The 18,550-nt window shown below is 69.3% G+C and carries 24 protein-coding genes; 11 read left to right on the top strand and 13 right to left on the bottom strand.

The genetic code is table 11. The features are described 5' to 3' along the window. Positions 1-243 precede the first annotated feature (243 nt). Both xseA and ACO2RV_RS04975 read left to right on the top strand, forming a co-directional pair. The gene (gene xseA, locus ACO2RV_RS04980) at positions 244-1,797 is read left to right on the top strand and encodes an exodeoxyribonuclease VII large subunit (RefSeq protein ID WP_423290434.1); all 1,554 of its coding nucleotides are present in this window, start codon (positions 244-246) and stop codon (positions 1,795-1,797) included. Positions 1,798-1,906: 109 nt separating this feature from the next. Beyond that, a complete protein-coding gene (locus ACO2RV_RS04975) occupies positions 1,907-2,131 on the top strand; it encodes a DUF2093 domain-containing protein (protein WP_423290432.1) in 225 nt (74 codons plus the stop codon). Between the two features lie 18 nt (positions 2,132-2,149). Here the strand turns inward: ACO2RV_RS04975 and lpxK are convergent, their stop codons facing one another. The 5 genes from lpxK to ACO2RV_RS04950 are packed head-to-tail and all read right to left on the bottom strand — an operon-like array spanning position 2,150 to position 6,354. Next, the gene (gene lpxK, locus ACO2RV_RS04970; protein ID WP_423290430.1) at positions 2,150-3,163 is read right to left on the bottom strand and encodes a tetraacyldisaccharide 4'-kinase; all 1,014 of its coding nucleotides are present in this window, start codon (positions 3,161-3,163) and stop codon (positions 2,150-2,152) included. A gap of 5 nt (positions 3,164-3,168) precedes the next feature. Beyond that, entirely contained in the window at positions 3,169-4,464 is a 1,296-nt protein-coding gene (locus ACO2RV_RS04965; protein ID WP_423290428.1) for a 3-deoxy-D-manno-octulosonic acid transferase, read from the bottom strand. Then, the gene (locus ACO2RV_RS04960; RefSeq protein ID WP_423290426.1) at positions 4,457-5,200 is read right to left on the bottom strand and encodes a lysophospholipid acyltransferase family protein; all 744 of its coding nucleotides are present in this window, start codon (positions 5,198-5,200) and stop codon (positions 4,457-4,459) included. The genes ACO2RV_RS04965 and ACO2RV_RS04960 overlap by 8 nt, the downstream gene beginning before the upstream one ends. An 18-nt stretch (positions 5,201-5,218) precedes the next feature. Next, entirely contained in the window at positions 5,219-5,455 is a 237-nt protein-coding gene (locus ACO2RV_RS04955; RefSeq protein ID WP_423290424.1) for a DUF4170 domain-containing protein, read from the bottom strand. A gap of 56 nt (positions 5,456-5,511) precedes the next feature. Next, a complete protein-coding gene (locus ACO2RV_RS04950; RefSeq protein WP_423290422.1) occupies positions 5,512-6,354 on the bottom strand; it encodes a 3'(2'),5'-bisphosphate nucleotidase CysQ in 843 nt (280 codons plus the stop codon). Positions 6,355-6,553: 199 nt separating this feature from the next. On the opposite strand from ACO2RV_RS04950, the gene ACO2RV_RS04945 reads away from it, so the two are divergent. Beyond that, entirely contained in the window at positions 6,554-7,171 is a 618-nt protein-coding gene (locus ACO2RV_RS04945) for a DUF6101 family protein (RefSeq protein WP_423290420.1), read from the top strand. A 103-nt stretch (positions 7,172-7,274) separates the two neighbouring features. Beyond that, positions 7,275-7,625 (top strand): hypothetical protein, encoded by a 351-nt coding sequence (locus tag ACO2RV_RS04940; RefSeq protein ID WP_423290418.1) that lies wholly within the window; start codon positions 7,275-7,277, stop codon positions 7,623-7,625. A gap of 21 nt (positions 7,626-7,646) precedes the next feature. Here the strand turns inward: ACO2RV_RS04940 and ACO2RV_RS04935 are convergent, their stop codons facing one another. Both ACO2RV_RS04935 and ACO2RV_RS04930 read right to left on the bottom strand, forming a co-directional pair. Further along, the gene (locus ACO2RV_RS04935) at positions 7,647-8,321 is read right to left on the bottom strand and encodes a YoaK family protein (RefSeq protein ID WP_423290416.1); all 675 of its coding nucleotides are present in this window, start codon (positions 8,319-8,321) and stop codon (positions 7,647-7,649) included. Between the two features lie 102 nt (positions 8,322-8,423). Next, the gene (locus ACO2RV_RS04930; RefSeq protein WP_423290414.1) at positions 8,424-8,765 is read right to left on the bottom strand and encodes a hypothetical protein; all 342 of its coding nucleotides are present in this window, start codon (positions 8,763-8,765) and stop codon (positions 8,424-8,426) included. A gap of 184 nt (positions 8,766-8,949) precedes the next feature. Between ACO2RV_RS04930 and ACO2RV_RS04925 the strand changes: the two genes are divergently transcribed. Further along, positions 8,950-9,648, top strand: coding sequence for a TIGR00266 family protein (locus ACO2RV_RS04925; protein WP_423290412.1), 699 nt, complete (start codon positions 8,950-8,952; stop codon positions 9,646-9,648). A gap of 4 nt (positions 9,649-9,652) precedes the next feature. Beyond that, entirely contained in the window at positions 9,653-10,285 is a 633-nt protein-coding gene (locus ACO2RV_RS04920; RefSeq protein ID WP_423290410.1) for a glutathione S-transferase family protein, read from the top strand. A gap of 1 nt (position 10,286) precedes the next feature. On the opposite strand, the gene ACO2RV_RS04915 is transcribed toward ACO2RV_RS04920, so the two are convergent. From ACO2RV_RS04915 to ACO2RV_RS04905, 3 genes are read right to left on the bottom strand one after another with little or no spacing between them, the layout of a single operon-like run. Further along, positions 10,287-10,832, bottom strand: a complete 546-nt coding sequence (locus ACO2RV_RS04915; RefSeq protein ID WP_423290408.1) for a chromate transporter — start codon at positions 10,830-10,832, stop codon at positions 10,287-10,289. Further along, on the bottom strand, positions 10,829-11,446 hold the full coding sequence (locus ACO2RV_RS04910; RefSeq protein WP_423290406.1) for a chromate transporter: 618 nt from the start codon (positions 11,444-11,446) through the stop codon (positions 10,829-10,831). The genes ACO2RV_RS04915 and ACO2RV_RS04910 overlap by 4 nt, the downstream gene beginning before the upstream one ends. Positions 11,447-11,453: 7 nt before the next feature. Continuing rightward, positions 11,454-12,293 (bottom strand): hypothetical protein, encoded by an 840-nt coding sequence (locus tag ACO2RV_RS04905; protein WP_423290404.1) that lies wholly within the window; start codon positions 12,291-12,293, stop codon positions 11,454-11,456. Positions 12,294-12,488: 195 nt separating this feature from the next. Between ACO2RV_RS04905 and tal the strand changes: the two genes are divergently transcribed. Both tal and ACO2RV_RS04895 read left to right on the top strand, forming a co-directional pair. After that, positions 12,489-13,454, top strand: a complete 966-nt coding sequence (gene tal, locus ACO2RV_RS04900) for a transaldolase (protein ID WP_423290402.1) — start codon at positions 12,489-12,491, stop codon at positions 13,452-13,454. A gap of 55 nt (positions 13,455-13,509) precedes the next feature. After that, positions 13,510-14,268, top strand: coding sequence for a sulfite exporter TauE/SafE family protein (locus ACO2RV_RS04895; RefSeq protein WP_423291042.1), 759 nt, complete (start codon positions 13,510-13,512; stop codon positions 14,266-14,268). Between the two features lie 11 nt (positions 14,269-14,279). On the opposite strand, the gene ACO2RV_RS04890 is transcribed toward ACO2RV_RS04895, so the two are convergent. Beyond that, positions 14,280-15,440: a M20 aminoacylase family protein gene (locus ACO2RV_RS04890; RefSeq protein WP_423291040.1), complete on the bottom strand. Its 1,161-nt coding sequence runs from the start codon at positions 15,438-15,440 to the stop codon at positions 14,280-14,282. A gap of 336 nt (positions 15,441-15,776) precedes the next feature. Here ACO2RV_RS04890 and ACO2RV_RS04885 point away from each other — a divergent pair, with 336 nt between their 5' ends. From ACO2RV_RS04885 to ACO2RV_RS04875, 3 genes are all read left to right on the top strand, one after another. Continuing rightward, positions 15,777-16,283: a ferritin-like domain-containing protein gene (locus tag ACO2RV_RS04885; protein WP_423290400.1), complete on the top strand. Its 507-nt coding sequence runs from the start codon at positions 15,777-15,779 to the stop codon at positions 16,281-16,283. Between the two features lie 86 nt (positions 16,284-16,369). Next, a complete protein-coding gene (locus ACO2RV_RS04880; RefSeq protein WP_423290398.1) occupies positions 16,370-16,564 on the top strand; it encodes a DUF3008 family protein in 195 nt (64 codons plus the stop codon). A gap of 55 nt (positions 16,565-16,619) precedes the next feature. Then, positions 16,620-17,084 (top strand): low affinity iron permease family protein, encoded by a 465-nt coding sequence (locus ACO2RV_RS04875; RefSeq protein WP_423290396.1) that lies wholly within the window; start codon positions 16,620-16,622, stop codon positions 17,082-17,084. An 11-nt stretch (positions 17,085-17,095) separates the two neighbouring features. Here ACO2RV_RS04875 and ACO2RV_RS04870 read toward each other — a convergent pair whose 3' ends face one another. Together ACO2RV_RS04870 and ACO2RV_RS04865 are read right to left on the bottom strand one after the other, a co-directional pair. Next, complete coding sequence (locus tag ACO2RV_RS04870) at positions 17,096-18,262, bottom strand: ROK family protein (RefSeq protein WP_423290394.1); 1,167 nt, start codon at positions 18,260-18,262, stop codon at positions 17,096-17,098. Continuing rightward, positions 18,249-18,488, bottom strand: a complete 240-nt coding sequence (locus ACO2RV_RS04865) for a hypothetical protein (protein WP_423290392.1) — start codon at positions 18,486-18,488, stop codon at positions 18,249-18,251. Before ACO2RV_RS04865 ends, ACO2RV_RS04870 begins: the two co-directional genes overlap by 14 nt. Between the last annotated feature and the right edge of the window lie 62 nt (positions 18,489-18,550).

Below are 18,550 nucleotides of genomic sequence, written 5' to 3'. Positions count from 1 at the left end.
TCGCGCGCAACCTAGGCTGGGAGGGGGCGGGGATCAAGGTGGGGGGCCGACTCGGCCTGATCATCAGATCGCCGTCATCCTGAGGTGCCCGGCCATAGGCCGGGCCTCGAAGGATGCGCGTCCGGGCGCTCCAGGGCGACATCCTTCGAGGCTCGCTGCGCTCGCACCTCAGGATGACGGCGCTCATGGGGGTGCGAGAGCCAGCCGGTTCCCGAGTCGGTCAAATCCGACTATCACTCCCCCATGCCCGATCTCGCTCCCGAATCGCCCGTCTCCAATGCACCCGACTGGAGCGTCTCCGAACTCTCCGGCGCGCTGAAGCGCACGGTGGAGGACGCCTTCGGCCATGTGCGGGTGCGGGGCGAGATTTCCGGCTATCGCGGGCCGCATTCCTCCGGCCATGCCTATTTCTCGCTGAAGGACAGCAGTGCCCGGCTCGACGCCGTGGTGTGGAAGGGCAATCTCGGACGGCTGAAGATCCGCCCCGAGGAGGGGCTGGAAGTGGTCGCCATCGGACGCATCACCACCTTTCCCGGCAAGTCCTCCTACCAGATCGTCATCGAGCAGCTGGAATTCGCCGGCGCCGGCGCGATCATGGCGATGCTGGAGGAGAGGAAGCGCCGCCTCGCCGCCGAGGGGCTGTTCGACGGGGCGCGCAAGCGCCGCCCGCCCTTCCTGCCGCGCGTGATCGGCGTCGTGACCTCGCCGACCGGCGCGGTGATCCGCGACATACTGCATCGCCTTGCCGACCGCTTTCCGCGCCATGTGCTGGTGTGGCCGGTGCGGGTGCAGGGCGACACCAGCGGGGCGGAGGTAGCCGCCGCGATACGCGGCTTCAATGCCTTGCCGGCCGGCGGGCCGATCCCTCGCCCGGACGTGCTGATCGTGGCGCGCGGCGGCGGCTCGCTGGAGGACCTGCTCGGCTTCTCCGAGGAGATCGTGGTGCGCGCGGCGGCGGAGAGCGGCATTCCGCTCATCTCCGCCGTCGGCCACGAGACCGATGTGACGCTGATCGATTTCGCCGCCGATGTGCGCGCGCCCACCCCGACCGCCGCCGCCGAGATGGCGGTGCCGGTGCGCGGCGAGCTGATCGCCGAGGTCGGCAGCCTGCATGCCCGCCTCGGCGGGGCGCTGACGCGCGCCACCGAGCGCCGGCGCACGGATCTGCGCGCGCTCGGCCGGCTGCTGCCGAGCGCGGATGCGCTGCTTGCCGTGCCGCGCCAGCGGCTCGACGTCGCCGCCCAGCGCCTGCCGCGCGCGCTGAAGGCCAATGCCTCGGCGCATCGGCTGGCGCTGACCCGCATCGAGGGAAGGCTGGCGCCGGATCGCCTCACCGGCCTGATCGAGCGCCGGCGCGAGCGCTTCGACCTGTTCGCCGGCCGGCTGGCCAGTGCGCTGAGAATGAATGCCGGCGCGCATCGCGAGCGCATCGAGCGGGCGCGGGAGCGGCTGGGCAGTCTGCATGGGCGCCTGCTGCCGAGCCTGCGCCGCGCCAGCGAGGAGCGCCGCCGCCGGCTGCGCTCGGTCGAGCAGCTGATGCAGGCGCTGTCCTATAAGGGGGTGCTCGCGCGCGGCTATGCGCTGGTGCGCGACGCTTCCGGCGAGCCGCTGCACGCCGCCCGCGACGTGGCGGCCGGGCAGGGGCTGGAGATCGAGTTCCATGACGGGCGCGTCGCGGCGGTCGCCGTGGGCGAGGGCACCCCGCCGCCACCCGCGCCGAAGTCGCCGGCCCGGCCCGCGCGCAAGGCGAAGACCTTGTCCGACGACGCCGCGCAACCCACCTTGTTCGGGAGCTGAGCCGGCCCTCGGTGCCCCGTCGACGACGGAACTTGCCGAAGGCCCCTCCGGTTCAGTATCCTCGGGGCCGAATTGTTATGGCCGAACAAACAATAGGATGAGCGGCGCCATGAACCGCTTCGAACGTTTCTCCGCGTCCGGCGAAGCCGAGGTGCGCTATCTCGACGGCGATTTCCGCGTCGTGCGCCCGGGCACCTTCGTGCGCTGCGCGGTGACCGGCCAGGCCATCCCGCTCGACGAGCTGCGCTATTGGAGCGTCGACCTGCAGGAGGCCTATGCCACCCCGCAGGCGGTGCTGGCCCGGCTGCATCCCGAGCGCGTCAAGGCGGGCTGAACGCCGCCGCCGTTCCGTCTACGCGCCGCGGCCCAGCACGCCCGCCAGCATGCGGTCGAGCGCCTTGGCGCTCTGCGGCTCCAGCGCGAGCCGCACCGGCAGCACCTCCGACGCTTCCAGCAGCGTTTCGCCGACATCGGTTCCCGCCAGCCGCACCGCGTCCTTTTCGGTGGTGACCAGCAAGAGGTCGTTGGCCTCCGCCGTTGCCAGCAGTTCGGCCGCCTCGGCCAGCGTGAAGACGTGGTGGTCGGGGAAGGCGCGGGTGATCGCCGGCAGCACGCCGAGCGAGCGCAGCGTCTCGAAGAATTTCGCCGGCCGGCCGATGCCGGCATAGGCCAGCACGCGCCGGCCCAGCAGCCTCGCCACCGCCTGCGCGTCGGGGGCGAGGCGCCCGCGCAGCACGACGATGCCGGCGGCATAGCCCTCGCGCGCCACCCGCTCGCCCGGCGTGCCCTCGCCGACCACGAGAAGCGCCTGCGCGCGCTCGAATTGCGGCGCCAGCGGCGCGCGCAGCGGGCCGGCGGGCAGGCACAGCCCGTTGCCGATGCCGACCCCGGCATCGACCACGAGGATCGACAGGGCCTTGGCGAGCGCCGGATTCTGGAAGCCGTCATCCATCAGGATCACGTCGGCGCCGTCCTGCGCCGCGATCTGCGCGCCGGCGAGCCGGTCGCGCGCCACATAGGTCGGCGCGGCGCGGGCGAGCAGCAGCGGCTCGTCGCCGACCTGTTCGGCATGGTGAAGCAGCGGGTCGACCTGCACCGGCCCGCGCTCGCTTCCGCCATAGCCGCGGGTGAGGATCGAGGGGCGATGCTTCTGCGCCATCAGGCGGCGGGCGAGCTGGATCACCGTCGGGGTCTTGCCGGCGCCGCCCACGGTCGGGTTGCCGACGCAGATCACCGGCACGCCGACCCCGGTGCCCGCGCTCTTCATCCGCGCCAGCGTGACCGCGCCGACCATCGCGCCGAGCGGCGACAGCAGCCGGGCGGTGCCGCTCGGCTTGGGCTGCCACCAGAAATCGGGCGCGTGCATGGCTCTCAGCGCCTCTCCAGACGTATCTGTACGAGATAGGGACCGATTGCGACGAGAGTCCGTTCGAGCGCGCCGCCGAGCCGGTCGACGGTGATCTGCCCGGCCTCCACCATGCGCCGGCGGGCGGCGTGGTCCTTCAGCAGCATGAAGGCGGTGGCGGCCAGCGAACGGGCGTCGGTGACCGGCGCGGCGCCGCGATCGGCATCGAGATCGGCATAGAGGTCGCTGAAATTGGTGGTATGCGGCCCGTGCAGGATCGCCATGTCGAGCTTGATCGGCTCGATCGGGTTCTGCCCGCCCTTGCGCACCAGCGAGCCGCCGAGCAGCGCCACCGTGCCGAGCCGGTAGAACAGGCCGAGCTCGCCGATCGTGTTGGCGATGTAGATCTGCGTGCCCTTGTCCGGCAGGTAGCCGTCGCTGCGCAGCACGGCCGGGCAGCCGGCCTCATTGGCGATGCGGGCCACTTCCAGGCCGCGCTCGGGGTGGCGCGGCGCGATGATGGTGAGCAGGTCCGGTATTTCCTTCGCCAGCCGCTGATGCGCCTCGACGATGATCTCGTCCTCGCCCGGATGGGTCGAGGCGGCGACGAACACCGTGCGTCCGGCCGAGGCGGCGCGCAGATGGTCGAAGGCGACGAGGTCGACGGGCGGCGGGGGCGAGTCGAATTTCAGATTGCCGGTGACGGCGACGCGCGGCGCGCCGAGCGCCTTCAGCCGTTCGGCATCGTCCGGCGCCTGGGCGAGGCACAGATCTACCCGTCCGAGCAGCGCCGCGACGCTGGAGCCGACCCTCTGCCAGCTGGCGAAGGATCGCGGCGACATGCGCGCATTCACCAGCACCAGCGGGATGCGTCGGGCGTTCACCTCGATCAGCAGGTTCGGCCACAGTTCGGATTCGACCAGCAAAGCGAGGTCGGGCCGCCAGTGTTTGAGAAAGCGGCGCAGGAACAGCGGCGAATCCAGCGGCACGAACTGGTGCACGATGTCCGGCGGCAGCCGCGTCGCCGCCAGCCGTGCCGAAGTGACGGTGCCGGAGGTCAGCAGCACCTTGAAGCCCCGCGCCCGCAGCCGGTCGATCAGCGGCAGCACCGCCAGCATTTCGCCGACGCTCGCGCCGTGTAGCCAGACCAGCGGCCCCTTCGGCCGCGACGCGCCGGTGCGGCCGAAGCGCTCCTTCAGGCGCGCCGGGTCTTCCTTGCCGCGCTTGATCCGCCCGATCAGCATCAGCCGCACGAAAGGCGTCGCCAGCCAGGTCGCCAGGCGGTAGAGGCGGATGAGCAGGGTGGAGCGCGGTTCAGCCATGCGCGCGCCCGTCGGGCGTCGCCGCAGGGGGTATGGCCGGCTGTCGCGCGGGCGGGCGGCCGACCAGTTCCTCGGCGCGGGCGGTGGCGACCTCGAGCTGGCGCTGCACCTCGCGGCGGGCCGCCTCCATCTCCTCGGGAGTGGCCTCCGCCGGCACCAGGACGCCATCGCCGGCGACGACGGCGGCCCGGCCGAACGGCAGGTGGATCGCCGCCCGGTCCCAGCTCCGGGCGAGGATGCGGTTCGATGTGGCGATGGCGACCGGATAGATCGGCCGGCCGGAATGCCGGGCGATGGTGACGACGCCCAGCCCGACCAGCCGGGAGATCTTCGGCACGTCGGCGGTCATCGCCACATTGGTGCCTTCCGACAGGTGGCGGATCATCTCCAGCGTCGCGTTGAAGCCGCCCTTGGTGCGGAAGTCGCGACCCTGCGCGCCGGAACCGCGCACCGTGCCGATGCCCAGCGCCTCGGCGGCGATGGCGTTCACGTCGGCGTCGGCGCTGCGCGAGATCATCACCCGTGCCTTGTGGTGCGGCTTGACCAGGAACGGCGTCAGGAAATGCTGCCCATGCCAGAAGGTGAGGATCATCGGCAGCTGGACTTCCGCGAGAGCGTACAGGTCCGCCGGCTCCATCACCACGCGCTGGGTGCGCCAGACGAAGCGCAGATAGGCGGCCATGCTGCGCCCGAGCATGGTTCGCACCGTCTGCGAAGTGCGCAGCCTACGCCACATAAGATTGATGCCGGAACGTCAGCGTGAAGCCGGATTGGCTTCCGGGTCCAGCAGCCGATGCAGATGGACGATGAAGTAGCGTGTCTGGGCGCTGTCCACCGTCTGCTGCGCCTTGGCCTTCCAGGCGGCGTGGGCGGTGGCGTAGTTCGGGAAGACGCCGACGATGTCGAGCTTGTCGAGGTCCTTGAACGTCACGCCATCGAGCTTTTCGAGCTCGCCGCCGAAAACGAGATGGAGGAGCTGAGGGCTGGTCATGGTCTCGGTCTGCTTCCGTTGGTTACGAACCGGCTCTTCCACGCCGCCGCCCGGCCTCAGCGCGCCGCGTCCATGATGGACGGGTACAGCCGGGTGCCGGCCGAAACCAGGGCTCCGTGTCGCGGCACGGGCGCGTTATAGGCGAGCGGAAGGCCGTCGAGCGTCGTCAGGCGTCCGCCTGCTTCGTGCACCAAAAGGTCGGCGGCGGCAAGGTCCCAGTCATGTCCATTCGGGGACGCAAATGCCGCATCCAGCTCGCCGGTCGCCACGCGGGCGATGCGCAGGGCCAGCGAACGGATGCGCGTGACCCGTCTGAGCGGCCCGTGCTGGCGGTCGATGCTGTCCAGCCAGACCGCCGGACCGTCGGTCAGCGCACCGGCGACGGCGGGCGCCTGCGAGACCTGGATCGGCTGGCCGTTGCGGGTCGCTCCGCCGCCCCGCACGGCGATGAACAATTCGTCGGTGACCGGGGCGAACAGCGCGCCGGCGATGGGACGGCCGTCCTCGACCAGCGCCGCCTCGACGCACCAGTCGTGCCCGCCGGACATGTAGGCGCGCGTGCCGTCGATGGGATCGACGATCCACACCCGGCGGCGCGACAGCCGGGAGGGCTCGTCCACCGTCTCCTCGGACAGCCAGCCATAGTCGGGGCCGATGAGGCTGAGGCGCTCGCGCAGCATCAGGTCGACGGCGAGGTCCGCCTCGGTGACGGGCGAGTCGTTGTGCTTCGACCAGGACTTCACCCCGGCGCGGAACATCGCCACCGCCACCGCGCCGGCGGCCACGACCGCGTCCGCCAGATGGCGGGCGGCGATGGCGGGATCGGCAAGCGGATCGACCAAAGGGTTGGCCCCTTGGTCGGCGGCAAGGTCAGGTGCGGGTTGGGTGTGGTCGATCATCGCGGACATATCGTCCATCGGCGGGCCGGCGGCAAGGTTTCGTCAAGCATGGCAGCAGGAATGCCGCCGCAGGGCTGCGTCAGGGGGCGTTCAACCAACGATCAACCATTTCCCTTAAGCCGGAGGCGAGAGGGGCGGGCCTAGGGTGCCTCCCATGACCGGGGCCGTCAGAGCCTGAAAACCGGCAGGGAGAACCATGATGCGTCAATCCAGAGCGGAGGTGTGGCCGTCCGCGCCCGCCTATCCCTATGTCGAGCTCGGGCGGTCCGCGGCGCCGCAGGCATGGACGCCGTCGCCGCCCGACGCGTGGCCGATCGTGTTCCAGTCGATCGATCCCGGCGCCGAGGACGGCGTGCGGCGGATCGAGCTTGGCCGCGACCATCTCGTGCTGCGCCGGCGCATGGCCGGCTGCCCGATGAAGCTGCGCCTCGCCTATGCCGATTATGAGGGGCTGGCGGTGGCGCTGCTCGACCCGGAAGGCGACGGCGAGGGCGTGGCCATCGTGCTCGTCCATGCCGATCCGGCTCTGTCGGTGACGCTCTACTCGGCGCCCCATATCGACGACGTCGTCGCCGAATGGCGCTTTTGGAGCGCCGAGCTCGGCGTGCCGATGCTGCTGACCGAGCCGGACGGCACCCGGCGCCCGGCCTATCCGATGATCGGCCGGCTGTCCGTCGGCGCGGCGCTGGGCCGGCGCCGCCGTCGCGGCGCGCTGAAGCATCGCCGGCCGACGGTGTTCCGCCGCCGTGCCGCCGGGCGCCCGGTGGCCGGAGCGCCGGTGCATCGCGGTGAGCGGGAGCTCATCGCCCGCGACTGAGCCCGCCTTATCGCGGCGCTCGGGCTCGAAATTGCGCGGCGCATCCCTATAGTAGGCGTCGCCCGCTGCGTTTCGCCGCGTTCGACCTTGTCAGAGAAGCCCCATGAAGTACGCGCCGTCCCTCCTTTTCGCCGCCTTCCTGCTCGCCTCGGCGCCGGCGGCGCTCGCCAGCTCCTGCGAGCAGGCGGTCAAGGACACGCAGGAGGCGCTCGACCGCCTGCTCGCCGACCTCGCCGCGACCGGGCCGACGGCGCCGGAAAGCGACGACGCGCTGCTGAGCCACGAACCGACGCCGGGCGGCATTGCCGATGTCGAGGCGGAGATCGGCGACGGCGTGGCGCCGGAAAAGGCGCAGAAGGCGCTCGACAGCGCCCGTGCCGCCGCGGCGGCGGGGGACGAGGAGAAGTGCCAGAAGGACGTCGCCGCCGCGCGCGACGCGCTCGGCCTGCAATAATCCCAACGACCCTGCCGTGGCTCAGTCGCCGCCGGATTCGCCGACCGGGCGGATGAGGTGGCCGTGAAAGGCGTAGGCGGTCGCCGCCAGCGCCGCCAGCAATACGCAGCCGCCGGCCACGGCGGCGGGCAGTCCGGCCCGTGCCAGCAGCAGCGTGCCGACCAGCGCCCCCAGCACGAAGGACGCCCAGGAAGAGGCATAGGCCGCGGCCTCGCGCGGCGTGGACTTGCCGGACCGCATCCGCGCCAGCGACTGGCCGAGCCCGAACAGCGCGCCGGTGACGAAGCTCTTGCCGATATCCGCGCCGGCGATGACCTGGTGCACGCTGTTCTGCATGCCCATCGCCACCGCGACGGGGAGCATGTCAATGAAGCCGGCGCCGTCCACGGTCAGGCCTACCGCCAGAGCGAACAGCGCCACTTCGCCGCTCAATATGGCGACGAGCTTCCAGTCGCCGGCGGCGTCGGCGATCAGCGTGCCGAGAAAGGCGCCGGCCAGGAAGCAGCCGACCACCGTCGCCGCCAGCGCCGCCACCTGCCACTGCTCATTGGCCAGCTGGATGCCGAGGCGGGTCGAGTTGCCGCTCATGAAGGAGAGGAACAGGCCGCCGAGATGGGCATAGCCCACCGCATCGACGAAGCCGGCGATCAGGGTGGCGAAGGTCGCAAAGACGAAGGGGCGAAACTGCGTGGGCATGCCGGTACGATAGTCAGGCGGGTCCGGTGAAGAAAGGGCGCCGCAGGGCGCCCTTTCCATTGGCCACGGTCATGGCGGCCGGATTTGGCCGCCAGGGGCGCCTCAGGGGCAGACATGCGCCCAACCGCCGCCCCAGCCGCGGCGCCAGTAGCAGTTCGGCGCGACGGGCGGTCCCCAGCCGCGGGCATAGGGCGGCACGTACCAGTAATTGTAATTGGGGCGCCAGACGCAGCGCCACGGCCCGCAGACCCACCGGACATTCTCGGTGAGCGGCGCGGCGGCCGGCACGGTGGCGGCGACGCTGCCGAGGGCGGGACCGGCGACGGCGGCTTCGGCGGAAGAGCCGCCGAGGCCGGGTGCCGCCAGAGCGGCGAGCGCCAGAGCGGCGCCAAAGACGAGGCTGCGAAGACGGCATGAGGCGAACGGCAGGCTGAGACGATGCATGGGACACTCCCGAGCGGTTTGCCAGACACCGCTCACGATAGCACGCGGACGATGGCGCGCCACGCCTAACCCCCTGCCGGCATGGAAATTTCTGCCGGCCCGGCTGGATATGACCACCCCCTCTCGCCTAAGCTCGGCGACGCCCTAATTCGCTCTCCGGCATTGGCCGGCAGGAGGTCCATCCATGCGCTCGAACATCATCGGCACCACGCTCCCCGTGCTCGACATCCATCTCGAGGCCGGCGAGGCGGTCGTCGGCGTGCCGGACCAGCTCTCCTGGATGTCCGGCGACGTCACGCTGACCACCTCGCTCGCCGGGGGCGGCGCCGGCGGGGGGCTGTTCGGGCTGGTCAGCCGCGCGGTGTCCGGCGGCGGCCTGTTCATGACCGAGTTCAAGGCCGAGCGCGGTCCCGGCAATGTCGCCTTCGCCGCCAAGCTGCCCGGCAACCTCGTCGAGCTGCAGGTCGCGCCGGGACGCGGCTATCTCGTGCACCGCCACGGTTTCGTCTGCGGCACGCCGGGCATCGAGGTGGCGACCGCCTTCCAGCAGACGCTGGGCGGCGCGGTGTTCGGCGGCGAGGGGTTCGTCCTGCAGAAGCTGTCCGGCAGCGCCAGTGCCTGGGTGGAGGTCGGCGGCGAGATCGTCACCTATGAGCTGAAGCCCGGACAGTTCCTGCTGGTGCATCCCGGCCATGTCGGACTGTTCGAGGAGAGCGTCTCCTTCGAGCTGACGACGATGCGCGGGGTGAAGAACGCGCTGTTCGGCGGCGACGGGCTGTTCCTGGTCAAGCTGTCGGGGCCCGGCAAGGTCTGGCTGCAGACGCTCACCGCGCCGGGCCTCGCCCACACGATCAGCCACTATCTGCCGCCCAAGCAGGGGTGAGCCGATGGGCGAGCGGGTGCGGCTCTACGGCGCGACCTACAGCGTCTATGTGCGCATCGTCCGGCTCGCGCTGGCCGAGAAGGGGATCGACTATCAACTCGTGCCGGTCGACGTCTTCGCCACGGGCGGGCCGCCGCCGGAGCATGTCGGCAGGCACCCCTTCGGCCGAATCCCCGTCTTCGAGCACGGGGATTTCGCTCTCTACGAGACGGGTGCGATCGCGCGGTATGTCGACGAGGCCTTTCCGGGGCCACGCCTCCAGCCCGCCGACCTGTTCGAACGCGCCCGCTGCAACCAGTTGATCAGCCTGGCGGATGCCTATGCCTATCGCAGTCTCGTCTGGGACATCTATGTCGAGCGGGTGGAGCGGCCGGCGGATGGGAGCTTCCCCGACGAGGAAAGGATCGCCGCCGCGCTGCCGATGGCACGGACCTGCCTGGCGGCGATCTCGGAGCTGATGGGCGGGCATCCCTGGCTTGCGGGTCCAGAACTGTCGCTGGCGGATCTCTATCTCGCTTCGATGCTCGACTATTTCGTCAGGGCGCCGGAAGGCGAGGCGATGATGCGCGAACACGGCCGGCTGGCGGCATGGTGGGAGCGCATGGCGGCCCGCCCCTCCATGGTGGCGATCGGTTAGATCACGGCGTCCCCGCGCCGGTGCCGCTGAGCAGGACGAGGCCGATCAGCCCGCCGCCCAGCACGAAGAAGGCCGGGTTCACCCGCTTGATGAAATAGACGCCGATGAAGGCGCCCACCGCGATGGCGACGGTGAGCTGGCCGTCGATGGCGGTGCGGGCGATGGCGATGGCGCCTGCCGCCATCAGCCCGATCACCAGCGGCGCCATGCCCTTTTGCAGCGAGACCCGCCAGGGCGAGCCCTCGAAATGGTCCCACACCCGCGAGGCGCCCCAGGAAATGACGCCCGCCGGCACGAAGAAGCCGAGATAGGCCAGCAATGCACCGAGATAGCCGGTGACGTGATAGCCGATCACCATCACCATCAGCATGTTCGGCCCCGGCACCACCTGGCCGAGGCCATAAATGTCGCGGAACTGGTCGTCGGTCAGCCAGTGATATTCGTTCACCACCAGCGCCTTGGTCTCTGGCAGCACGGCGGCGCCGCCGCCCACCGCGAGCACGGAGAGCAGCGAGAACACGGCGAGGACGGAGAGATTCGCGTTCATTCCGGCGCCACCGGGTTATCGCCGGCCTGCTTGCGCGGCCGGTAGATGAACACGGCGGCCGGGCCGACGGTGAGCAGCACCCAGACCAGCGAGATGTGCAGGAAGCTCACCATGGTCACGGTGACGACGATGATGGCGAAGTCGATGAGCCCGCCGAACTGCTTGCGGCCGATCTGCACCGTGACCGCCGTCAGCATGCCCACCGCCGCCGAACCGACGCCGACCAGCGCGGCGTTGACGTAAGGATTGTGCGCGTTGGAGGCGTAGAGCACGCCGAGCACCATCACCAGCGCCGCGCCGGGCAGGGTGATGCCGAGGAAGGCGATGACCGAGCCGAGGATGCCGCGCAGCCGGTCGCCGACGATGATGCTCATATTCGTCGCGTTAAGCCCCGGCAGTGCCTGCGAGATTTCCAGCGCCGACATGAAGTGCTCCTCGTCGAGCCAGCGCTTCTTCAGTACCAGCCCCGAGCGGAGATAGGCGACGACGCCGCCGCCGAAGCTGGTGGCACCGATGACGAGGAAGGTGACGAAGATCTCCCACAGGGGGACGTCACGCGGGATGGCGTAGGAGGCGCCGTCATCCGCCGCGCCGGGTTCCGCCGGGGAGCTCATGAGGGGGTCACTCGTGGTTCGCGACGAGCTGCTTGCCGAAATTATACACCAGCGCCGTCTTGGTGGCGCCGAGCTGCACCCATTCGGGCGCCCGCAGCTGGATCGCCTTGAAGAACTCCTCCGAGCGGGTGCGCGCCTTGGCGTGCAGCGCGTCGTAGCGGTCGAACTTGGCCTGGAAGGCGAACTCGCCGATGATCGAGCTCTCGGTCGGCCGGTCGCGCCAGACGGCGATGGTCGCCTTGGCGACGAGGCCGTGGCCGAAATCGAACGAGCCGACATTCACCTGCACTTCCTCGACCGGCAGGTTGTTGACCAGGGAAACCTTCTGGTCCTGCTGCGCCGGGCAGTGCTCCTTCAGCGTGGGGAAGACGGTGGAGATGCGCTCCAGCCCCTCGTCGAGCACGAGGCCCGGCGTGAGCAGCACGCAATTATGCGAGAACAGCGAGCGTATGCCGCCGACCTGGTCCTTCAGCGGCAGCAGCTCTTCCTTGAACTTGATGTTGGCGGTGCCGCTCAGATGCGGCGTCACGTCGATCGCCGCCGCCGTCTCGAGGTCGGGATGACGGAACTTGAAGGTCAGCTCGTGCTCGGGCTCGGGCCAGCCATCGGTGTAGAAGGTGCGTTTGCGCAGGATGAAAGCGTTGCGATAGAGCTCGTAGTCGGGCGTGTCGTAGAACAGCACCTCGCGCACCTGGCGCTTGAAGCCGTCCTTGTTCGTCGTCACGGCGACCTTGAATTCGGGCGCGATGAGACACAGCTTGTGCCAGTACACTTCGAATTGACGGGGGTCGAAGAACCGCTCCGGACGGAGCAGGATCTTGTATTCACGGTAGTGAATATCGTCCATGGATGTCTCGAAGGCGCCTGTCGCGAGGTCGTATTAGGGTTTACGCTTACCGCGAGATTGTCACAAGGGCATCATCATGGACAGGCCGATGCGGGTGGTGGCTTGAACGTGACGGCCGAATTATGGTCCAACCGGGCGGCCTAGCGCCCGCCGCGGACCAAGCTCGCCGGATGTCCGCAAGAAGAGAGAGCCACCATGTCTTCCAAGCTCGACCAATTGCGTTCCATGACCGTCGTCGTCTCCGATACCGGCGACATCGAGACGGTCCGTCGGCTCAAGCCGCAGGATTGCACCACCAATCCGACGCTGCTGCTCAAGGCGGCGGAGATGCCGGCCTATGCCCCCCTGGTCGACGAGGCGATCGACTGGGGCCGCCGGCAGGGCGGCGCCGGCGCGGTGCACGCCACCTGCGACCGGCTGGCGCTGAACTTCGGCGCCGAGCTGGCCAAGATCGTGCCCGGCCGCGTCTCCACCGAGGTCGACGCCGATCTGTCCTTCGACACGCAGGCGACGCTGGCCAAGGCCCGTGCCTTCATCAAGGCCTATGAGGCGCGCGGCGTCGGCCGCGAGCGCATCCTCATCAAGGTGGCTTCCACCTGGGAGGGCATCCGCGCCGCCGAGGTGCTGCAGAAGGAAGGCATCGACTGCAACCTGACCCTGCTGTTCTCGCTCACCCAGGCGGTGGCGGCGGCGGATGCGGGCGCGTTCCTGATCTCGCCCTTCGTCGGGCGCATCCTCGACTGGCACGTCAAGGCCGGCGAGGGCCCGTTCACCTCCGAAACCGATCCGGGCGTGAAGTCGGTGCGGCAGATCTACGCCTACTACAAGAAGTACGGCATCTCGACCGTGGTGATGGGTGCGTCCTTCCGCAACACCGGCGAGATCGAGGCGCTGGCCGGCTGCGACCGTCTGACCATCGGCCCGGCGCTGCTCGACCAGCTCGCCGCCGACCAGGGCGTGCTGGAGCGCAAGCTCGACCCGACGAATTTCACCGACGCTCCGGCAAGGATCGAGCTCGACGAGAAGGCGTTCCGCTTCGCCCTCAACGAGGACCAGATGGCCACGGAGAAGCTCTCCGAGGGTATTCGCCTCTTCGTCAAGGATCTGCGTACGCTGCGCGGCCTCGTCGCCAAGCGTCTGGAAGGCGCGCAGGCGGCCTGATAGAGGGAGGGCCTCGCCCTCCCTTCGTCTCGTCCCGTCACCGGCCTTCTCCGTGATGATCACTCCCGAGCTTGCCTTCGCGCTCGCCGCCGGCGTGGCGGCGTTCTGCGTCGGCATGGGCAAGGGCGGCGTGCCGATGATCGGCACGCTGGCGGTGCCAGTCATGGCGCTGGTGATGTCGCCCATCGCCGCCGCGGGGCTGCTGCTGCCGGTCTATGTGGTCAGCGACATGTTCGGCGTCTGGGCCTACCGGCGCGAATATTCGCGCCGCGTGCTCGCCATCGTCATTCCCGCCGCCACGTTCGGCATCGCCATCGGCTGGGGCACCGCCTCCTTCGTCACCGACGCGATGGTGATGGCCATTGTCGGCGTCATCGGCATCGCCTTCTGCCTCGCCCGCTGGCTCGGCGGCGCGGGCCGGGAGGCGCGGCCGGCGGATGTGCCGCGCGGCGTGTTCTGGGGCACGGTGTCGGGCTTCACCAGCTTCGTCACCCATGGCGGCGGCCCGCCCTACCAGATGTATGCGGTGCCGCTGAAGCTGCCCAAGATGGTCTATGCCGGCACCACCACCATCGCCTTCGCCGCCATCAACGCCATCAAGCTGGTGCCCTACTGGTCGCTGGGCCAGCTCAATCCCGCCAATCTCAAGGTCACGCTGGCGCTGATGCCGGTGGCGATCGTCGGCACCTATGCCGGCGTGCATGTGACGCGGGTGATCCCCGAGCGGCATTTCTACCGGCTGGTGGTCGGCGCGCTGTTCCTCCTGTCGCTGAAGCTGGTCTATGACGGCTTTCGCGAACTCACCGGCTTCTGAGCGATGGCGGCCTATGCCTCCGCCGACCGCAGCAGGCCGTGGACGAGATTGACCCAATAGCTGGCGCCGACCGGGATCAGCTCGTCGTTGAAGTCGTATTGCGCGTTGTGCAGGTTGGCCCCGGGCCCGCTGGCCAGGCACAGATAGGCCCCCGGCACCGCCTCCAGCATGTAGGCGAAATCCTCCGCCGCCATGATCGGCTCGAAGTCCGGCACCACCTGTCCCGCGCCCACGGTGGCGCCGGCGGCAGCGAGCGCGTGCCCGAATTCGCCGTCATGGTTCGCCAGCGCGGGATAGCGGCGCTCATAGCGGATCTCGCTCCCTGCCCCCTGCGCGGCGCAGACCCCGGCGACCACGGCGCGGAAGCGCTGCTCGACGAGGTCGCGCACCTCACGCGTGAAGCTGCGCACCGTGCCGCGCAGCACCACCTCGTCGGGGATGACGTTCCAGGTGTCGCCGCCATGGATCTGGGTGACGGTGACCACCGCCGCCTCCTGCGGGCTCACCGAGCGCGCCACGATGGATTGCAGCTGCGCGACGATGTGGGCGGCCGTCACCACGGGATCGATGCCGCGCTGGGGCATGGCGGCATGGGCGCCGCGGCCGATCACCTTCACCTCGAAGATGTCGAAGGAGGCGAACATCGGCCCCGGCCGGCCGAGAAAGCTGCCGAAGGGCGCGTTCGGCCAGTTGTGCAGGCCGTAGACCCCCTGCATCGGGAACAGGTCGAACAGCCCCTGCTCGACCATCACCTTGCCGCCGCCCTCGTTCTCCTCGGCCGGCTGGAAGATGAAATGCACCGTGCCGGCGAAATCGGGATTCTCGGCTAGGTGGCGGGCGGCCGCGAGCAGCATGGTCATGTGCCCGTCATGGCCGCAGGCGTGCATCTTGCCCGGCGTGTCCGAGCGCCAGGGCAGGTTGGTCGCCTCATGGATATCGAGCGCGTCCATGTCGGCGCGCAGGCCGATGGCCGGGCCCTCGCCGCGCGCGCCGTGAAGCGTCGCCACCAGCCCGGTGCCGGCGAGGCCGCGATGCACGCTGAGGCCGAAGCTCTCCAGCTTTTCCGCGACGAAGGCCGAGGTGCGGTGCTCCTCGAAGGCGGTCTCGGGCATGGCGTGCAGCGTGCGCCGCCAATGCGCCAGTTCGCCCTTGCGGGCGTGGAGGGCGGGCAGGACGCCGCCCTCCACGCCCGCGCTGTCGCCGATCTGCGTCTCGTGCTGCACGGGTCGGCCCGCCTCAAGGCTGTGTGGGAACATCGCCGCTGTATAGGCGCCGGGGTGAAGCGGAGGCAAGCGCGCAGGCGTGTCGAGGGCACGGGGCGGCTTCGCCTGCAGGCAGGTCGGCCGCGCCCGCTCTCGTCTTGAAGGTGCTGCAAGATGTGCTGAACGACAGGTGGAACGTTGTCCGTCGCAGTGAATTTATCTCCACGGAGAGCGCTGAAACGCCATCGGCGCTCCGGAATACCACAATCATCAAAGTGATACCGGCTTTTCCAGGAGGAAAATACCATGGGTCTGTTCTCGAAGGACATCAAGACGTTTGACGATCTCTTCGTACACACGCTGCAGGACATTTATTATGCGGAGAAGAAGATCGCCAAGTCGCTGCCGACGATGATCGAGAAAGCGAGCGATCCGCAGCTGAAGGCGGATTTCAAGCACCATCTCGGCGAGACCGAGAACCACATCCTGCGCGTCGAGGAAGTGTTCAAGATGCACGGGGCGAAGCCGAAGACGACGAAGTGCCCGGCCATTGACGGCATCATCGACGAGGCCGACGAAATCGCCGGCGACGTCGCCGACCCGCATGTGCTGGACGCGGCTCTGATCGCCGCCGCGCAGGCGGTCGAGCACTATGAGATGACCCGCTACGGCACGCTGGTCGCCTGGGCCAAGCGCCTCGGCCGGCCGGACTGCGCCAGCGTGCTGGCGAAGAACCTCACCGAGGAGAAGAACGCCGATTCCAAGCTGACCAAGCTGGCGGAATCGAAAGTGAATCTGCAGGCGGCCGAATAGGCCACCCGCAGATCGCCGGCGCCGGCGGCGAGGTCTCCCCCTCTGCCGGCGTCGGCGTACTCCCGCACAATCCAAGGAGACATCCCATGCCTGCCAAATCGAAGGCCCAGCAGATGGCCGCCGGCGCAGCGCTTTCCGCCAAGCGTGGCGAGACCCGCACCTCCGAGCTGAAGGGCGCCTCGAAGTCGATGGAGAAGTCCATGACCGAGAAGGAGCTGGAAGACCTCGCCGCCACCAAGCGCAAGGGCAAGCCCGCGCGCGTGTCCGAGGCGCGTCGCTGACCTGGAACGAAGGCGGCCCGCCTGACGTTGAAGCCCGGCAAGAGCGGAGCACCAGATGGCGTCGAGCACGCGCGGCGGGAAGCCCAGGCGATCCCTGTTCACCCGCTTTTCCCAGTGGATCTCGCTTCAGGCCGGCAAGCCGATCACCTTTGTCGGAGCGGTCGCCCTCATCGCGCTGTGGGGGCTGAGCGGCCCGCTGTTCGGCTTCGGCGACACCTGGCAGCTGGTGATCAACACCTCGACCACCATCGTCACCTTCCTCATGGTGTTCGTCATCCAGAACAGCCAGAACCGCGACACCGTGGCGCTGCACATCAAGCTCGACGAGCTGATCGCCAGGAACGAGCGCACGCGCAACATCCTGCTCGACCTCGAGGAACTCGACGACAGCGAGCTGGAGCTGATCCGCGCCGAATATGAGGACATGGCCCGCGCCGAGCGGGAGGGCGGCCAGCGCAGCGCCCCGTCCGAGGCCAGGCGCCGTCCCTCCCGCACGTCGAAGGCCGACGCGAAGGCGTGAGGGGAGCGCCCTCAGTCCTTCTTCCCCTCCTTGCGCCGGCCGGCGGCCTTTTCCTCGTCATTGGGATGCGGGCGGTTGGTGAAGCGGGCATTGCCGAGCCCGGTGCCGACGGTGAGCACACCCCAGCGCTCGACATCGCGCATGAACGGCGCCTGGCTCAGGCCCTGCACCACCGCGTCATTGTGCATGAGGATCGCGCTCTCGCGCCCGCCAATGGTGGGGATCGCCTGCCATAGCGCCGCCGGCAGGTTGAAGCGCGAGCTTTCCCAGTTGCCCGGCAGGTTCTGCGCGCCGGTCTCGATGAAGCCGTCGGTGCTGATCTCGCCGGGGCAGCCTATGCCGATGAACGGGGCGAGCTTCAGTTCGTCCTTCTCCGCCTGGTCGATCAGCTTCTCCAGCATGCCGACAAGCCGCTCGACCGCGTCGTCGCGGCCGGTGTCGTCGTCGCCATGGCGCCACAGCTCCATCGTGCGCACCCGTGCCTTGGAGAGGTCTTCCGCCTTGTCCAGGTTCAGCCGCACGATGCCGGCGCGGATATTGGTGCCGCCGATATCGACGGCGAGAATGTCGTCGAAACTGGCGAACATCCAGCTCGGCGCGAGGTGCACCGCGCCGATCAGCCCGGCTTCGTCCGGGTGGTGACGGATCGGGGTAAGCTCGATGGCGACGTCATTGGCGCGGGAGATCAACTCGGCGCGGGCGATGGCGATCTCGGCGAAACGCGCCTCGCGCAGGCCCCCGCCGATGGCGATGCGCTGGGTGCCGCGCCAGTCGCGGGTGCGCAGCAGGCGGCGGATCACCGTCGCCAGTTCGCCGGCATAGTCCTCGATGGCGCTGAGGATCAGCGCCTGTTCCTGCGGCTCGCCCTCCAACAGCGCGGCGTCCAGGTCCTTCTTGGAGAATTCCGCCGCCGGCTTGTCGCCGAGCGGCGCCTTGGCGTCGGCAATGTCGCGCCAGCGGTCGAGGATCTCGAAGAAGGCGGCGCGGCGGGCGCGGTCGCCGACGAAGCCGTCCTCCTCCTTGAGTTGGCTGTTGCAGGCATCGACGGTGACCGCCGCCAGCGTGGCGGCGCCATGCGCGGCGAGGGCGGGCGGGCCGGGCGGAGCCTTGCCGTTCTTGTCGCCGCTTTTCGCCTTTGCCGTCTCCGCCTTGCGGGCGGTCTTTTCAGTGATGGCCATCATAATCGTCCCATACGACGCGGCGATTGGCGTCGAGGATCTGCACCGGCCGACGCGCGCGGTCGGTCTGCATCGCGCTCGCGCGCTGCTCGGCCTCGTCCAGCCGGTTGAAGGTCTCGGACTGCATCATCGGGCACAGGCCGGGCGGGGGCGTGCGCGGTTCCTGATAGAGCAGCCGGAAGGGCGCCAGCGGCGCCTTCCGCGGGTCGGGAGGCGATGAGTTCATGAGGGAGAGGCCATGATCTGGGAGAGCGTCCTGTCTGGTTCCGTCGGGGGAGAACGAGCGAA

This window comes from Ancylobacter sp. VNQ12, from assembly GCF_049445835.1.
GTDB lineage: Bacteria > Pseudomonadota > Alphaproteobacteria > Rhizobiales > Xanthobacteraceae > Ancylobacter.
Note: the sequence above shows the minus strand (reverse complement) of the source record. Positions and strands in the feature narration are given on the sequence as shown.

Coding starts and splice junctions, on each gene's coding strand:
- xseA (WP_423290434.1), top strand. CDS start 244: ATGCCCGATCTCGCTCCCGAATCGCCCGTCTCCAATGCACCCGACTGG.
- ACO2RV_RS04975 (WP_423290432.1), top strand. CDS start 1,907: ATGAACCGCTTCGAACGTTTCTCCGCGTCCGGCGAAGCCGAGGTGCGC.
- lpxK (WP_423290430.1), bottom strand. CDS start 3,163: ATGCACGCGCCCGATTTCTGGTGGCAGCCCAAGCCGAGCGGCACCGCC.
- ACO2RV_RS04965 (WP_423290428.1), bottom strand. CDS start 4,464: ATGGCTGAACCGCGCTCCACCCTGCTCATCCGCCTCTACCGCCTGGCG.
- ACO2RV_RS04960 (WP_423290426.1), bottom strand. CDS start 5,200: ATGTGGCGTAGGCTGCGCACTTCGCAGACGGTGCGAACCATGCTCGGG.
- ACO2RV_RS04955 (WP_423290424.1), bottom strand. CDS start 5,455: ATGACCAGCCCTCAGCTCCTCCATCTCGTTTTCGGCGGCGAGCTCGAA.
- ACO2RV_RS04950 (WP_423290422.1), bottom strand. CDS start 6,354: ATGATCGACCACACCCAACCCGCACCTGACCTTGCCGCCGACCAAGGG.
- ACO2RV_RS04945 (WP_423290420.1), top strand. CDS start 6,554: ATGCGTCAATCCAGAGCGGAGGTGTGGCCGTCCGCGCCCGCCTATCCC.
- ACO2RV_RS04940 (WP_423290418.1), top strand. CDS start 7,275: ATGAAGTACGCGCCGTCCCTCCTTTTCGCCGCCTTCCTGCTCGCCTCG.
- ACO2RV_RS04935 (WP_423290416.1), bottom strand. CDS start 8,321: ATGCCCACGCAGTTTCGCCCCTTCGTCTTTGCGACCTTCGCCACCCTG.
- ACO2RV_RS04930 (WP_423290414.1), bottom strand. CDS start 8,765: ATGCATCGTCTCAGCCTGCCGTTCGCCTCATGCCGTCTTCGCAGCCTC.
- ACO2RV_RS04925 (WP_423290412.1), top strand. CDS start 8,950: ATGCGCTCGAACATCATCGGCACCACGCTCCCCGTGCTCGACATCCAT.
- ACO2RV_RS04920 (WP_423290410.1), top strand. CDS start 9,653: ATGGGCGAGCGGGTGCGGCTCTACGGCGCGACCTACAGCGTCTATGTG.
- ACO2RV_RS04915 (WP_423290408.1), bottom strand. CDS start 10,832: ATGAACGCGAATCTCTCCGTCCTCGCCGTGTTCTCGCTGCTCTCCGTG.
- ACO2RV_RS04910 (WP_423290406.1), bottom strand. CDS start 11,446: ATGAGCTCCCCGGCGGAACCCGGCGCGGCGGATGACGGCGCCTCCTAC.
- ACO2RV_RS04905 (WP_423290404.1), bottom strand. CDS start 12,293: ATGGACGATATTCACTACCGTGAATACAAGATCCTGCTCCGTCCGGAG.
- tal (WP_423290402.1), top strand. CDS start 12,489: ATGTCTTCCAAGCTCGACCAATTGCGTTCCATGACCGTCGTCGTCTCC.
- ACO2RV_RS04895 (WP_423291042.1), top strand. CDS start 13,510: ATGATCACTCCCGAGCTTGCCTTCGCGCTCGCCGCCGGCGTGGCGGCG.
- ACO2RV_RS04885 (WP_423290400.1), top strand. CDS start 15,777: ATGGGTCTGTTCTCGAAGGACATCAAGACGTTTGACGATCTCTTCGTA.
- ACO2RV_RS04880 (WP_423290398.1), top strand. CDS start 16,370: ATGCCTGCCAAATCGAAGGCCCAGCAGATGGCCGCCGGCGCAGCGCTT.
- ACO2RV_RS04875 (WP_423290396.1), top strand. CDS start 16,620: ATGGCGTCGAGCACGCGCGGCGGGAAGCCCAGGCGATCCCTGTTCACC.
- ACO2RV_RS04870 (WP_423290394.1), bottom strand. CDS start 18,262: ATGGCCATCACTGAAAAGACCGCCCGCAAGGCGGAGACGGCAAAGGCG.
- ACO2RV_RS04865 (WP_423290392.1), bottom strand. CDS start 18,488: ATGAACTCATCGCCTCCCGACCCGCGGAAGGCGCCGCTGGCGCCCTTC.